A 14,110-nucleotide genomic window follows, 5' to 3' on the forward strand; every position below is an offset into this window, starting at 1 on the left:
CGGCCGCGCTGGGCCATGCGGGCGACGATGACACTGTCGGTGGTGGTGCTGGCCGCCGCGGGGATCGGCCACACCCTCGTCAACAGCCTCGACGCGGGCATCGCGCGCGTCGACCCCTTCAAGGACATGAAGAACCGGCCGCGGGCCGGACACGGCATGAACGTGCTGCTGGTCGGCACCGACGGCCGCGACCGGATCACCGAGGCGGAACGGCGCCGCTACCGGCTCGGCGGGGCGCCCTGCCACTGCACGGACACCCTGATGATCGTGCACATCTCCGAGGACCGGCGGCGGGCCAGCGTGGTCAGCCTGCCGCGCGACTCGTACGCCGACACCCCGCCGCACACCGACCGCATCACGGGTGAGGAGCATCACGGCCACCCGATCAAGATCAACGCGGCGTACGCGGAGGGCGGGCCGCAGCTGACCGTGCGGACCGTCGAGCACATGACGCGGGTGAAGATCGACCACTACCTGGAGGTCGACTTCACCAGCTTCATGAAGACCGTCGACGTCCTCGGCGGGGTGAAGGTCTGCACCGACCGGCGCCTCACCGACTCCTACACCGGGCTCGACCTAGCCCCCGGCACGCACACGCTGCGCGGCGGCGAGGCCCTCCAGTACGTCCGCTCCCGGCACGCCGACGGCTCCTCCGACCTCGGCCGGATGAAACGCCAACAGCGGTTCCTGGCCGGGCTGGTGGACCGGACGACCTCCTCGGGCATCCTGCTGAACCCGCTGAAGTTCCGGGACGTGACCCGGGCCGTGCTGGGCTCGGTGCGCGCCGACCGCGGCTTCGGCACCGACGAACTCCTCGACCTGGGGCGGGCGATGCGCACCTTCTCGCCGTCGTCGTCGGAGTTCACCACTGTGCCCATCGGCACGATGGGGTACGCCGTGAAGGGCATCGGCTCGACGCTGAAGTGGGACCCCGTGAAGTCGCAGCGGCTCTTCGCCGCCCTGCGCGACGACAAGCCCCTGGCGGCCACGCCCCGCAAGCGGGCGGCCGAGGCCGTACGGGTGGAGGTGGCGCCGCAGCAGATCCGGGTGCGGGTGGAGAACGGGACGCCGACCGCCGGGCTCGCGAAGCGGGTGGACGCGGCGCTCGCGGCGGCCGGGTTCCGTACCGACGGGGCGCCGACGACCGGGAAGAACACCGCGGTGCGGCGCACCGTCGTCTCCTACGACCCCCGCTGGGACCGCTCCGCGAAGTCCCTCGCGGCGGCCCTGCCCGGCAGCGAACTGCGCTCGGTGCCCGGCCTCGGGCCCGTGCTGCGGGTGACGGCGGGCGCGGACTTCGAGGCGGTACGGAAGGTCCGCGCGGACGTCACCGGCCAGGACGGGTCGGCGGTCGTGCGGGGGGACGAGGTGCGGTGCGGGTGAGACGGGTCAGACGGGTGGGACGGGTGAGAGGGGTCACGCGTATCGCCGTACCGCTGGGACACGTACCGCCACGGAGCCGGGCCGTCAGTCCTCGAAGCCCTCGGCCGCGCGGCGTTCGCGCAGGGCCATGATGGCGCGGCGGCGGGACAGCCGGTGGGTGCGGCGGATCTGCGCCTCCTGGTAGCGGCGGCGGTCGCGGTCGGTCTCCGGGAGGACCGGCGGGACGCGGCGCGGCTTGCCGTCGGCGTCGACGGCGGCGAAGACGAGGTAGGCCGAGCCGACCTGGGTGGCGGGCGCCGACTCGTTCCAGCGCTCGGCCATGACCCGTACGCCGACCTCCATCGAGGTGCGGCCGGTCCAGTTGACCTGCGCCTTGACGTGGACGAGGTCGCCGACGCGGACCGGCTCCAGGAACGCCATCTCGTCCATGGACGCGGTGACGGCGGGCCCGCCGGAGTGGCGGCCGGCCACCGCGCCCGCCGCGTCGTCGACGAGCTTCATGATCACCCCGCCGTGGACCGTGCCCAGCAGGTTGGTGTCGCTGTGGGTCATGATGTGGCTGAGCGTGGTGCGGGACGCGGACGTCGGCTTGCCGGGGAGGTCCGGGGCGCCCGCCGCGTCCGGGGAAACCGAGGAGTCCGTGCCCGGGGCGTCCGTACCCGGGACATGGGTGCCCGGGACGTGGGTGCCCGGCGGGTCCGTTCTGCCCGAGGGGTCCGAGTCCGCTGCGGTGACCTGGTCTGTCATGACCTCCACCTTATGCCGACGCGGACAAGCCGGGACTTTGTGTCAGCTTGGCAACAGCGGGGCCCTGATTCTCCGACGCCCCTTGTACGGCACATGGCGGTGACCGGCACACTGGGCGCATGAACGATTGGCCCGAGGGATGGTCCGACGACAACCGCGGCTCCCGGCACGGACGAGGCGGCGCGAGCGCACAGCCCGAGGGCGCGCGCGTGATGCGCCAGGTGCGCCGCGGCCCCGGGGCCCCGCCGCAGGGCGGCGGCGTCCCGCAGCAGCCGTCGTACGGGGACGGTCAGGGACACGGCGACTACACCAACGCCCGCAACACCGGCTACGACAGCGGCTACAGCGACGGCCAGGTCTACGGCGGCGGCCCCGAGGGGCCGGGCGGCGGCGGGTACGGCACGCAGGGCCCGCGGCCCGCGCCGGACTGGCGCAAGCGGATCAAGTGGACGGCGATCGCCGTGGTGACCGTCGTCACCGTGACGACCGTGGCCACGTACTTCTGGGCCGACTCCAAGCTGAAGCGCGAGGTCGACCTCTCCAAGGTCATCGACCGGCCCGAGCAGGGCGACGGCACGAACTTCCTCATCGTCGGCTCCGACAGCCGTGAGGGCATGTCCGCCGAGGAGAAGAAGAACCTCCACACCGGGTCCGCCGAGGGCAAGCGCACCGACTCGATGATGATCCTGCACACCGGCTCCAACGGCGACACCCTGGTCTCGCTGCCCCGCGACTCCGACGTGGAGATCCCGAGCTTCGTCGGCTCCGAGTCCGGCAAGACGTACAAGGGCACCGGCCGGCACACCAAGCTGAACGCCGCCTACGCCGAGGACGGGCCCGAACTCCTCGTGCGCACCGTCGAGTTCAACACCGGGCTGCGCATCGACCACTACGTCGAGATCGGCTTCGCCGGGTTCGCGAACATCGTGGACTCCGTGGGCGGCGTCGAGATCGACATCCCGCAGGACATCAAGGACACCAAGTCGGGCGCGGACCTCAAGAAGGGCAAGCAGACCCTGAACGGCGAGGAGGCGCTCGCCTTCGTCCGCACCCGGTACGCGCTGGCCGGGTCCGACCTGGACCGCACCAAGAACCAGCAGAAGTTCCTCGCCGCCCTCGCCAACCAGGTGGCCACCCCGAGCACCGTCCTCAACCCGTTCAAGCTCTACCCGACCATGAGCGCGGGCCTGGACACCCTGATCGTCGACAAGGACATGGGCCTGTACGACCTGGGGAAGATGTTCTTCGCCATGAAGGGCGTCAACGGCGGCGACGGAAAGTCCATGAACATGCCGATCTCGGGATCGACCGGCGGGAACCTCGTCTGGGACAAGGCGAAGGTGAAGCAGCTGGTGGAGCAGTTGAAGAACGACGAGAAGGTGACGGTGTCGGGTGGCTGACCCGAACCCGGTCCCGGCCGCGCGGTCCGGCGAGGGACGGCCCTTCGACGCCGTGCTGTGCGACGTCGACAACGTGATCCGGACCTTCGACCCGCGCCCGCTGGAGGCACTGGAGCGGGCCGTGGGCCTCACCGAGGGCACCACCCGCAAGGTGGCGTTCTCCCCGGAGATCGACGAGCCGCTGCTGCTGGGGCGGATCACCGAGCAGGAGTGGGTGGCGGCGATCGCCCGCGCGCTGACCGGGCAGGTCGACGAGGAGACCGGCTGGGCGCTCGGCACCGCGCTGCTGGAGTCGCCGTTCCACGCCGACGGGGACGTCGTGGAACTGCTGCGGCGGGCCCGCGTGCGGGTGCCGGTGGTCCTCGTCTCCAACGCCACCCTCGGCCTGGAACGGGACCTGGAGGCGATGGGCCTGAGCGAGCTGGCCGACGACGTCGTCAGCAGCGCGCGCGTCGGCCTCGCCAAGCCGGACCGGCGCATCTTCGAACTGGGCGCGCAGCGGGCGGGCGTCCGCCCCGAGCGGTGCCTCTTCGTCGACGACACCGAGGAGAACGTCGAGACCGCCGCCGCCCTCGGCATGACCCCGCTCCACTTCCGCGAGGCGGCCGACCTGGAACGGGCCCTGGCACCGCTGTTCGCGTGAACGGCGCGGCGCGGCTCGGTAGCGGCTTCCGGCACGCGCGAGGGCACCCACCGGGGTGCCCTCGGACGGGGAGCGGACGGGCCGTGTCACATGGTGGCGCCGGCCATCGTGCGGCACATGTCGGCGCAGCGGCGACACGCCTCCGCGCAGCGCATCATCTGCGGATCGTCCGGCATGGACATACACGCCTCGGCACACATGTCGCAGGCCTTGGCGCACAGGGCGCACATCTCGGCCGACAGCGGCGAGCGCCGCATCATCATGTCCGCGCACATGCGGGTGGTCTCGGCGCAGTCCATGAGCGCGCGCATGACCTGCATGCGGGCCTGGCCGCCCTCCTGCATGCAGGCGCTCATGGTCTCCTCGCACAGCGTGTGCGCCGCCATGCACGCCTCGACACAGTCCTGCATGGCCTTGGTCATGGCCGTCATCGGGGCCGGCTGGTTCATGGTCATGGCTTCCTCCTGGAGGACGAGGGCCCCCGAACGGGCCCCGTGCCCTTCTGTCGTACGCCTCCCCCGGTCCGCCCGCCATCGGAGAGGGGTCGGGGGGCGGCCTCGGAGGGGTAGGGGTCGGCCGGGGTGACCGTGGGCGCGCGAACGGCCCCGGTGAAGGGCCGGGGCCGTCGGGGGCCGGGTGAGGGCCGGGGGCTACGGCAGGTTGCGGGCCATCACGATCCGCTGGACCTGATTCGTGCCTTCATAAATCTGGGTGATCTTGGCGTCGCGCATCATGCGTTCGACCGGGTAGTCGCGGGTGTAGCCGTAGCCGCCGAGGAGCTGGACGGCGTCGGTGGTGACCTCCATGGCGATGTCGGAGGCGTAGCACTTGGCGGCGGCGCCCTGGAAGGTGAGGTCGGCGTCGCCGCGTTCGGACTTGGCGGCGGCGGCGTAGGTGAGCTGGCGGGCGGCCTCGATCTTCATGGCCATGTCGGCGAGCATGAACTGGATGCCCTGGAAGTCGCCGACCGGCTTGCCGAACTGCTTGCGCTCGCGGACGTAGCCCTTGGCGTAGTCGAAGGCGCCCTGCGCGACGCCGAGGGCCTGGGCGGCGATGGTGATGCGGGTGTGGTCGAGGGTCTTCATCGCGGTGGCGAAGCCGGTGCCCTCCGCGCCGATCATGCGGTCGGCGGGGATGCGGACGTTGTCGAAGTAGACCTCGCGGGTCGGGGAGCCCTTGATGCCGAGCTTCTTCTCCGGCGCGCCGAAGGAGACGCCCGGGTCGGACTTCTCCACGACGAACGCGGAGATGCCCTTGGAGCGCTTCTCCGGGTCGGTGACGGCCATCACCGTGTAGTACTCGGAGACGCCCGCGTTGGTGATCCAGCGCTTCACGCCGTTGAGGATCCAGTGGTCGCCGTCGCGGACCGCGCGGGTCTTCATCCCGGCCGCGTCGGAGCCGGCGTCCGGCTCGGACAGGGCGTACGAGAACATCGCGTCGCCCTTGGCGAGCGGGCCCAGGTACTTCTTCTTCAGCTCCTCGGAGCCGGACAGGATCACCGGCAGCGAGCCCAGCTTGTTGACCGCGGGGATGAGGGAGGAGGACACGCAGACGCGGGCCACCTCCTCGATCACGATCACCGTGGCCAGGGCGTCCGCGCCGGTGCCGCCGTACGACTCGGGCACGTGCACCGCGTGCAGGTCGCTGGCGACCAGCGCGTCCAGCGCCTCCTGCGGGAAGCGGGCCTCCTCGTCGACCGCGGCGGCGTACGGCGCGATCTTCGCCTCGGCCAGCGAACGGATGGCGTCGCGGAGCATGTCGTGCTCCTCGGCCGGGCGGTACAGGTCGAAGTCAGCCGATCCGGCCAAGGTCTCTCACGCTCCCACGCACTGGGGTGATCCCGGGAACACCGGGTGACCACCGGGGTGATCTCGCTAATTACCGTTAAGTAACTCGAATTTTAGGGGCCCTCCCCCGGGGACCGGTACGTGAGCTTGGCGACAGGGGGAACGACTGGGGGAATCACTGGGACCGGCAGGGCGGCGAGCCCGTCCGGGGTCGCTGGGAGAACTGCCCCGTGAAGGGCGTTCGTACGCCCCGACTATGCTCGTGCGCGCATCCGCCCTCCGTCCAGCCCAGGAGCACGCATGGCCCTCAGGATCACCGTGATCGGTACCGGTTATCTCGGCGCCACGCATGCCGCCGCCATGGCCGAGCTGGGCTTCGAGGTCCTCGCGCTCGACATCGTGCGCGAGAAGATCGAGATGCTGGCGCGCGGCGAGAGCCCCATGTACGAGCCCGGCCTGGAGGAGCTGCTGCGGCGGCACGTCGCCGGGTTCGAGGGCACCACCGGGCGGCTGCGCTTCACCCAGGACTGGGCGGAGGTCGGCGCCTTCGGCGACGTCCACTTCGTCTGCGTGAACACCCCGCAGAAGCACGGCGAGTACGCCTGCGACATGTCGTACGTCGAGTCCGCGATCGCCTCGCTCGCCCCGCACCTGGAGCGGCCCGCGCTGGTCGTCGGCAAGTCGACCGTGCCGGTGGGCTCCGCCGAACGGCTGGCGGCGACCGTCGCCGAGCTGGCTCCCGCGGGCGCCGACGCCGAGCTGGCGTGGAACCCGGAGTTCCTGCGCGAGGGCTTCGCCGTCGACGACACCCTCCACCCGGACCGGATCGTCGTCGGGGTACGCAGCGAGCGCGCCGAACGGGTGCTGCGCGAGGTGTACGCCACGCCCGTCGCGGAGGGGTCGCCGTTCGTGGTCACCGACTTCCCGACGGCCGAGCTGGTGAAGACCTCGGCGAACTCGTTCCTCGCCACGAAGATCTCCTTCATCAACGCGATGGCGGAGGTCTGCGAGGCCGCCGGGGGCGACGTCGCGAAGCTGGCGGAGGCCATCGGGCACGACGACCGGATCGGGAAGAAGTTCCTGCGCGCCGGGATCGGCTTCGGCGGCGGCTGCCTGCCCAAGGACATCCGGGCGTTCATGGCGCGCGCGGGCGAGCTGGGCGCCGACCAGGCGCTGACGTTCCTGCGCGAGATCGACTCGATCAACATGCGACAGCGCGGGCAGATGGTGGAGCTGGCGCGGGAGGCGCTGGGCGGGGGGCCGTTCCTCGGGAAGCGGGTCGCGGTGCTCGGCGCGACGTTCAAGCCGGACTCGGACGACGTCCGGGACTCGCCCGCGCTCAACGTGGCCGGGCAGATACACCTCCAGGGCGGCCAGGTGACCGTCTACGACCCCAAGGGCATGGACAACGCCCGGCGGGTCTTCCCCACGCTGGGGTACGCGGAGAGCGCGCTGGAGGCCGTGCGGGGCGCGGACGTCGTGCTGCACCTGACGGAGTGGCGGGAGTTCCGGGAGCTGGACCCGGCGGCGCTGGGCGAGGTGGCTGCGGCGCGGCTGGTGCTGGACGGGCGGAACGCGTTGGACCCGGCGCTGTGGCGCAAGGCGGGGTGGACGTACCGGGCGATGGGGCGGCCCACCGCCTGAGGGTGCCTGCGGCGCTTGGGCAGGTGGGGTTCGGGGGGCAGGTTCTCGTCGGTCGGGCGCGGGCCGGTGGGGGCTGGTCGCGCAGTTCCCCGCGCCCCTGAGGGGGTTGCGGTCCCGTCGGCCGAGAGGCACTGGGGCCCTGGGCCCCACTCGTGATGAGGTGACGCCGGTTCGGCCGAGGCTCAGTCGGCCGAACCGGCGTCCCGTGCATTGTGCCGCACCGCGGGAGCGGGTGTCGGGTGTCGGGGGAACTTCGCGGGGGTTACGGCGGCGGTGCGGCCGGGCACTCGTACGGCTCCGTGTCCCGTCCGTCTCCGGAGGCCCCGTATGACGCCCGTCGTCCGTCTGCGTTCCGTCGTGCTCGACTGCCCCGACCCGCGCGCCCTCGCCGAGTTCTACGCGGCCCTGCTGGGCGGCACGCCGCAGGGCGAGGAGGGCGACGACGACTGGTACGTCCTGCACGTCCCCGGCGGCACCCGGCTCGCCTTCCAGCGGTCGGAGGGGTTCACGCCGCCCGAGTGGCCGCGGGCCGACCGTAACGCGCAGCAGTTCCACCTGGACCTCGACGCCGGGGTGACCTGGGCGGAGGTCGACGTGGCGCACGAGCGGGCCCTCGCGCTCGGGGCGCGGCCGCTCCAGGTGGCGGAGCGGGAGAAGCTGGACTTCGCGGTGTACGCCGACCCCGCGGGGCACCCGTTCTGCCTGTGCCGGATCGCGGACGGATGAGCGTCGGCGCCGTTCTCATTCCGGGGCGGGCCCGGACCCTCCCGGGCCGAGCATGCTAATCGCGAGGCGGGCGAAGCGGTCCAGCTCCGGCATGGTGCGGTGGCGGCCCTGGGCGAGGGCGACCATGCCGGGGGCCACGTCCTCCAGCGGGACGCAGCGGACGTCGTCGCGCCGGTAGAAGCCCGCGATCCCGGCCGGGAGGACGAAGACGCCGAGGCCGAGGGCGACCCGCTGGAGGCTCTCCTCGATGGTGGGGGGCCGCCGGTGGTCCTGGCCGGGGGGCGGGGCGAGGTCGGTCACCGGGCCGTGCCACTCGGGCACCTCGGCGCGGTCCTGGAGCAGCGGCAGGTCGTGGAGCTTGGCGAGGGCGACGGACGGCGCGTCGGCGAGGGGGTGGGTGGCGGGCAGGGCGACCACGCGGGGCTCCGGGAACAGCGGCACCACCTTGAGGGACTCCTCCGGCAGCGGCAGCCGTACGAAGCAGACGTCGACGCGGCCGTCGAGCAGGTACGGGAGCTGGTCGGTGACGGTGGTGTGCACGACGTCGATGCTGAGGCGGGGGGCGAGGCGGGCGAACTCCCGGATGATCGGGGTCGCCTGCACGCCCGGCATGAAGCCGATGGTGAAGTGGGCCGCGTCCCGTCCGGCGAGCCGGGTACGGCGTTGCAGGGCCACCGAGGCGGCGAGCAACGGCACGGCGTCCTCCAGGAGTTGACGGCCCGCGGGGGTGAGGGAGGTGCCGCGCCGGTCGCGGTCGAGGAGGCGGGTGCCCAGGTCGTGTTCGAGCGCGCCGATCTGGCGGCTGAGCGCGGGCTGGGTCATGTGCAGGAGGCTCGCCGCGCGGACGAAGCTGAGTTCGCGGGCGACGGTGACGAAGTAGCGCAGCCTCCGCAGGTCGATGTCCATGCCCGCACGATAGACCGGTCGGCGACCGGAATCTGATGCCGTTTCAGCATGAGAGGTGAGGTGATCGGCATTGGCCGCTTCCCGAGCGATCCCGCGACGATGAGATCTCCTTGAGGTCGTGTCCGCGACCGTGTCCGACCTGCGGACGGCGGACTCCGCCATCGCTTCGAAGGGAAACGCACCGATGAGGAAACCCTCCCGCTTCCGCCTGCCGTCCCGCTCCCGGACGCTGTCCCGTTCCCGCACGCTGTCCCGCACCTGGTCGCTGTCCCTGGCCGCGGCCGTCCTGCTGGCGGGCAGCGGCTCGGCCCTCGCCGGTACCGGCACCGGCGGCAGCGGAAGCGGCGGCAGCAGCACGGCGGACACCGTCGCGGCGCGCTCCGGGTCGTCCACCGCGGCGAAGCCGACGATCGTGCTCGTGCACGGCGCGTTCGCCGACTCCTCCGGCTGGAGCGCCGAGATCACGGCGTTCCAGAAGAAGGGGTACCGGGTCCTGGCGGTCGCCAACCCGCTGCGCGGTGTCGCCTCCGACTCGGCCTACCTGGACAGCTTCCTCAAGACGGTCGACGGCCCGGTCGTCCTGGTCGGCCACTCGTACGCCGGTTTCCTGATCAGCGCCGCCGCACGGAAGAACCCGCAGGTCAAGGCGCTGGTGTACGTCGCCGCGTACATTCCGAAGGCGGGCGAGAGCCCCGCCGACCTCACCTACCGCGACCCGGGGTCGCTGCTGACGGGCACGAACCTGGTGACACGGGCGGCGCCGGGCGGGGTGACCGACATCTCGATCAACCCGGCGACCTTCGGCGAGGTGTACGCCGGGGGCCTGTCGCGCCGGGAGACGGCGGTCGCCGCGGTGACGCAGCGGCCGATCACGGCGGCGGCGCTCGGCGAGGCGACCACCGTCGACCCGCCCGCGTCGGTGCCGAAGTGGGAGATCGTCGCGCTGGACGACCACGCGATCCCGCCGAAGACGCAGTTCTTCATGGCCGACCGGGCCGGGGCACGGGTCACGACGACCCACTCGGGTCACGACGTCCCGGCGGCCCGCCCCGAGGTCGTCACGGACGTCGTCCTGAAGGCGGCCCGCTCGATCCGCTGACCGCCCCCGCCCGTACGACGCGGACGGCCGTCGGGACCCCGACGGCCGTCCGGATGCCGCCCATCCCACGCATCCCACGCATCCGACGCGCGTGACGGGTCAGTGCTCCTGGGGGCCGTCCAGGGACGTGATCGTCGCGTTCGACGGGCCCCGGGTCGCCTGGAGGTCGCGGGCGACGGCCTCGGCGGCGGCGAGGACACGGGCCGTGTTCCGCCAGGTGAGCTTGGCGAGGTCGGGCGCGGACCAGCCGCGGTCGAGGAGTTCGGCGATCAGGTTGGGGTAGCCGGAGACGTCGTCGAGGCCACGGGGCGTGAAGGGGGTGCCGTCGTAGTCGCCGCCGATGCCGAGGTGGTCGACGCCGGCGACCTCGCGCATGTGATCGAGGTGGTCGGCGACGTCGGAGACCGTGGCGACCGGGCGGGGCACGCGCTCCTCGAAGGCCTGGTGGACCTTCCGGCCCTCGGCGGTGCCGTCGAGGGGGTGGAAGCCGTGGGCGCGCATGTTCGCGTCGGCCTCGGCGGTCCAGTCCACGGCGGCCTGGAGGACGAACTTCGGCACGAACGTCACCATGGCGACACCGCCGTTGGCGGGCAGCCGCTCCAGGACGTCGTCGGGGATGTTGCGCGGGTGGTCGCAGACGGCGCGCGCGGAGGAGTGCGAGAAGATCACCGGCGCGACGGTCGCGTCCAGCGCGTCCCGCATGGTCGTGGCGGCCACGTGGGAGAGGTCGACGAGCATGCCCTCGCGGTTCATCTCCCGCACGACGGCGCGGCCGAACGCGGTGAGCCCGCCCGCGCGGGGCGCGTCGGTCGCGGAGTCCGCCCAGTCCACGTTGTCGTTGTGGGTGAGGGTCAGATAGCGCACGCCGAGCGCGTACAGGGCGCGCAGGGTGCCCAGCGAGTTGGCGATGGAGTGGCCGCCCTCGGCGCCCATCAGGGACGCGATCCGGCCCTCCGCGCGCGCCGCCTCCAGGTCGGCGGCGGTCAGCGCGGCCCGCAGGTCGGCCGGGTGCCGGTCGATGAGCTGCCGTACGCAGTCGATCTGCTCCAGGGTCGCGGGGACCGCGTCGGGCAGGTCGGAGCGGACGTACACGGACCAGAACTGGGCGCCGACGCCGCCCGCGCGCAGGCGGGGGATGTCGGTGTGCAGGTGGGTGTGCTGGTCGGCGGCGACGTCGCGGGCGTCGAGGTCGTAGCGGACCTGTTCGCGCAGCGCCCACGGGAGGTCGTTGTGGCCGTCGACGACCGGGAACTCGCGCAGCAGGGCGCGCGCGGCGTCCAGGGAGGTCACCGGCGTCACTTCCCGAAGCCGAAGCCGCCGGAGGAGGCGGAGTCGACCTTGGCGCGCAGCCGCTTGCCCTTCTCGGTGGCCTGGTCGTTGAGGTCCTGCTGGAACTCGCGCATCCGGGCGAGGAGGTCCTCGTCGTGGGCGGCGAGGATGCGGGCGGCGAGGAGTCCGGCGTTGCGGGCGCCGCCGACGGAGACGGTGGCGACGGGCACCCCGGCCGGCATCTGCACGATCGACAGCAGGCTGTCCATGCCGTCGAGGTACTTCAGCGGCACGGGCACGCCGATCACCGGCAGCGGGGTGACGGAGGCGAGCATGCCGGGCAGGTGGGCGGCGCCGCCCGCGCCCGCGACGATCACCTTGAGCCCGCGGTCGGCGGCCTGCTCGCCGTAGGCGACCATCTCGCGCGGCATGCGGTGCGCGGAGACCACGTCGACCTCGTAGGCGATCTCGAACTCGTCCAGGGCCTTGGCGGCGGCCTCCATGACGGGCCAGTCGGAGTCCGAGCCCATCACGATGCCGACAATCGGGCTGCTCATTCGGTGATCGTGCCCCTCAGGTAGCCGGCAGCGTGGCGCGCGCGCTCCAGCACGTCGTCCAGGTCGTCGCCGTAGGTGTTGACGTGCCCCACCTTGCGGCCGGGTTTCACGTCCTTGCCATACATGTGGATCTTGAGCTGGGGGTCGCGGGCCATGCAGTGCAGGTACGCGGAGTACATGTCGGGGAAGTCGCCGCCGAGGACGTTCGCCATGACGGTCCACTTCGCGCGGGGGCGCGGGTCGCCGAGCGGGAGGTCGAGGACGGCGCGGACGTGGTTGGCGAACTGGCTGGTGATCGCGCCGTCCATGGTCCAGTGGCCCGAGTTGTGCGGGCGCATCGCCAGTTCGTTGACGAGGACGCGGCCGTCGCGGGTCTCGAACAGTTCGACGGCGAGGTGGCCGACGACGCCGAGTTCCTTCGCGATGGTGAGGGCCATCTCCTCGGCGCGCAGCGCGAGCGCCTCGTCGAGGCCGGGGGCGGGCGCGATGACGGTGTCGCAGACGCCGTCGACCTGCCGGGACTCGACCACCGGGTAGGCGACGGCCTGGCCGTGCGGCGACCGTACGACGTCGGCGGCCAGCTCCCGGACGTAGTCGACCTTCTCCTCGGCGAGGACGGGGACGCCCGCGCGGAACGGGTCGGCGGCCTCCTCCACGGAGTCGACGACCCACACGCCCTTGCCGTCGTAGCCGCCGCGCACCGTCTTCAGGACGACGGGGAAGCCGTCGCCCTCGGCGGCGAACGCGGCCACGTCGGCCGGGTCGCTCACCAGGCGGTGGCGCGGGCAGGGGACACCGAGCGCGCTGAGGCGGGCCCGCATCACGCCCTTGTCCTGGGCGTGCACGAGCGCGTCCGGGCCGGGGCGGACGGGGATGCCGTCCGCCTCCAGGGCCCGCAGGTGTTCGGTGGGGACGTGCTCGTGATCGAAGGTGATCACGTCGCAGCCCCGCGCGAACGCGCGCAGCGTGTCCAGGTCGCGGTAGTCGCCGATGACGACATCGCTCACCACCTGGGCCGCGGAATCCTGGGGAGTGTCACTGAGGAGCTTGAACCTGATGCCGAGCGGGATGCCCGACTCGTGCGTCATACGCGCGAGCTGGCCTCCGCCGACCATGCCGACTACCGGGAACGTCACGCCCCCAGGGTATCGGCCACCGCGAGGTGGCCGGATTCCACGGTCCGCCCCCGGGCCGCGACCGCCCCGGCGGAAACCCCGCAGGGGGGTGGTTAGCATGGCCGGGTCGGCGCAATCGAACCCGGACGGGGGCCTGTACGAGCATGGGACACGGTTCCCCAGGGCCTTCGGTGTCCGCACCGCCCGTGACGCCCCCGGAGCCCGGCGGGGCTGAGCGGCTGCGGCGGATCGTCCGTGAGCTGGCCCGGTTCGGGGCGGTCGGCGGGGCGGGGCTGCTGGTCAATCTCGCCGTGTTCAACCTCGTACGGCACGTCACCGATCTCCAGGTGGTGCGGGCCAGCGTCATCGCGACCGTCGTCGCGATCGCCTTCAACTACGTCGGGTTCCGGTACTTCACCTACCGGGACCGCGACAAGGGCCGCCGTACGCGGGAGATGTCGCTGTTCCTGCTGTTCAGCGCGGTGGGGCTGGTGATCGAGAACGGGGTGCTGTTCCTCGCGACGTACGGGTTCGGGTGGGACAGCCCGCTCCAGAGCAACGTGTTCAAGTTCCTCGGCATCGCGATAGCGACCCTGTTCCGGTTCTGGTCCTACCGGACCTGGGTGTTCAGAACGATGGGGGTGCCTCCGGCGGAGGCGGGGGTCTCGGCGGAGTAGGAGTAGGGGTGCGGGGGCTGTGCGCACCGTCACGGCGCTTGCCCACCCACGACCACCCGTCTCGGTGGGCTGGACAGCGGACGTCCAGGCCATCCAGCCCGTCCGGCGATTGAGGACGAGGCCCGTTCAGGGCCGAAGCGGGGGGCTGGGGGGCGGC

The 14,110-nt window shown here is 72.3% G+C and carries 14 protein-coding genes; 7 read left to right on the top strand and 7 right to left on the bottom strand.

What is annotated here, in order from left to right:
* Positions 1–15 precede the first annotated feature (15 nt).
* Complete coding sequence (locus ACIQPQ_RS11735) at positions 16–1,383, top strand: LCP family protein (RefSeq protein WP_401303546.1); 1,368 nt, start codon at positions 16–18, stop codon at positions 1,381–1,383.
* Between the two features lie 84 nt (positions 1,384–1,467).
* Here the strand turns inward: ACIQPQ_RS11735 and ACIQPQ_RS11740 are convergent, their stop codons facing one another.
* Positions 1,468–2,130 carry an acyl-CoA thioesterase gene (locus ACIQPQ_RS11740; RefSeq protein WP_401302740.1) on the bottom strand — a complete coding sequence of 221 codons (663 nt, stop codon included), beginning with the start codon at positions 2,128–2,130 and terminating at the stop codon, positions 1,468–1,470.
* Positions 2,131–2,249: 119 nt separating this feature from the next.
* Between ACIQPQ_RS11740 and ACIQPQ_RS11745 the strand changes: the two genes are divergently transcribed.
* Positions 2,250–3,530, top strand: a complete 1,281-nt coding sequence (locus tag ACIQPQ_RS11745; protein WP_401302741.1) for an LCP family protein — start codon at positions 2,250–2,252, stop codon at positions 3,528–3,530.
* Entirely contained in the window at positions 3,523–4,173 is a 651-nt protein-coding gene (locus tag ACIQPQ_RS11750) for an HAD-IA family hydrolase (RefSeq protein WP_401302743.1), read from the top strand. Before ACIQPQ_RS11745 ends, ACIQPQ_RS11750 begins: the two co-directional genes overlap by 8 nt.
* A gap of 86 nt (positions 4,174–4,259) precedes the next feature.
* On the opposite strand, the gene ACIQPQ_RS11755 is transcribed toward ACIQPQ_RS11750, so the two are convergent.
* A complete protein-coding gene (locus tag ACIQPQ_RS11755; protein WP_401303548.1) occupies positions 4,260–4,622 on the bottom strand; it encodes a four-helix bundle copper-binding protein in 363 nt (120 codons plus the stop codon).
* Positions 4,623–4,823: 201 nt separating this feature from the next.
* Positions 4,824–5,981, bottom strand: a complete 1,158-nt coding sequence (locus tag ACIQPQ_RS11760; protein WP_401302745.1) for an acyl-CoA dehydrogenase family protein — start codon at positions 5,979–5,981, stop codon at positions 4,824–4,826.
* A gap of 279 nt (positions 5,982–6,260) precedes the next feature.
* On the opposite strand from ACIQPQ_RS11760, the gene ACIQPQ_RS11765 reads away from it, so the two are divergent.
* Positions 6,261–7,604, top strand: a complete 1,344-nt coding sequence (locus tag ACIQPQ_RS11765; RefSeq protein ID WP_401302747.1) for a UDP-glucose dehydrogenase family protein — start codon at positions 6,261–6,263, stop codon at positions 7,602–7,604.
* A 327-nt stretch (positions 7,605–7,931) separates the two neighbouring features.
* Positions 7,932–8,330 (top strand): VOC family protein, encoded by a 399-nt coding sequence (locus tag ACIQPQ_RS11770; protein ID WP_401302748.1) that lies wholly within the window; start codon positions 7,932–7,934, stop codon positions 8,328–8,330.
* A gap of 15 nt (positions 8,331–8,345) precedes the next feature.
* Here ACIQPQ_RS11770 and ACIQPQ_RS11775 read toward each other — a convergent pair whose 3' ends face one another.
* Positions 8,346–9,236 carry a LysR family transcriptional regulator gene (locus ACIQPQ_RS11775; protein ID WP_383774366.1) on the bottom strand — a complete coding sequence of 297 codons (891 nt, stop codon included), beginning with the start codon at positions 9,234–9,236 and terminating at the stop codon, positions 8,346–8,348.
* Positions 9,237–9,420: 184 nt separating this feature from the next.
* On the opposite strand from ACIQPQ_RS11775, the gene ACIQPQ_RS11780 reads away from it, so the two are divergent.
* Positions 9,421–10,335, top strand: a complete 915-nt coding sequence (locus ACIQPQ_RS11780; RefSeq protein WP_401302750.1) for an alpha/beta fold hydrolase — start codon at positions 9,421–9,423, stop codon at positions 10,333–10,335.
* A 99-nt stretch (positions 10,336–10,434) separates the two neighbouring features.
* Here the strand turns inward: ACIQPQ_RS11780 and ACIQPQ_RS11785 are convergent, their stop codons facing one another.
* Genes ACIQPQ_RS11785 through ACIQPQ_RS11795 form a run of 3 tightly spaced genes read right to left on the bottom strand, consistent with a single transcriptional unit; the run spans position 10,435 to position 13,297 of the window.
* The gene (locus tag ACIQPQ_RS11785; RefSeq protein ID WP_401302752.1) at positions 10,435–11,625 is read right to left on the bottom strand and encodes a dipeptidase; all 1,191 of its coding nucleotides are present in this window, start codon (positions 11,623–11,625) and stop codon (positions 10,435–10,437) included.
* Between the two features lie 5 nt (positions 11,626–11,630).
* Positions 11,631–12,161, bottom strand: a complete 531-nt coding sequence (gene purE, locus ACIQPQ_RS11790; protein WP_383774372.1) for a 5-(carboxyamino)imidazole ribonucleotide mutase — start codon at positions 12,159–12,161, stop codon at positions 11,631–11,633.
* A complete protein-coding gene (locus ACIQPQ_RS11795; RefSeq protein ID WP_383774374.1) occupies positions 12,158–13,297 on the bottom strand; it encodes a 5-(carboxyamino)imidazole ribonucleotide synthase in 1,140 nt (379 codons plus the stop codon). The genes purE and ACIQPQ_RS11795 overlap by 4 nt, the downstream gene beginning before the upstream one ends.
* A gap of 143 nt (positions 13,298–13,440) precedes the next feature.
* Here ACIQPQ_RS11795 and ACIQPQ_RS11800 point away from each other — a divergent pair, with 143 nt between their 5' ends.
* A complete protein-coding gene (locus tag ACIQPQ_RS11800; RefSeq protein WP_401302754.1) occupies positions 13,441–13,953 on the top strand; it encodes a GtrA family protein in 513 nt (170 codons plus the stop codon).
* Positions 13,954–14,110 lie beyond the last annotated feature (157 nt).

Origin of the sequence: Streptomyces sp. NPDC091281 (assembly GCF_044757425.1) — a bacterium.
GTDB lineage: Bacteria > Actinomycetota > Actinomycetes > Streptomycetales > Streptomycetaceae > Streptomyces.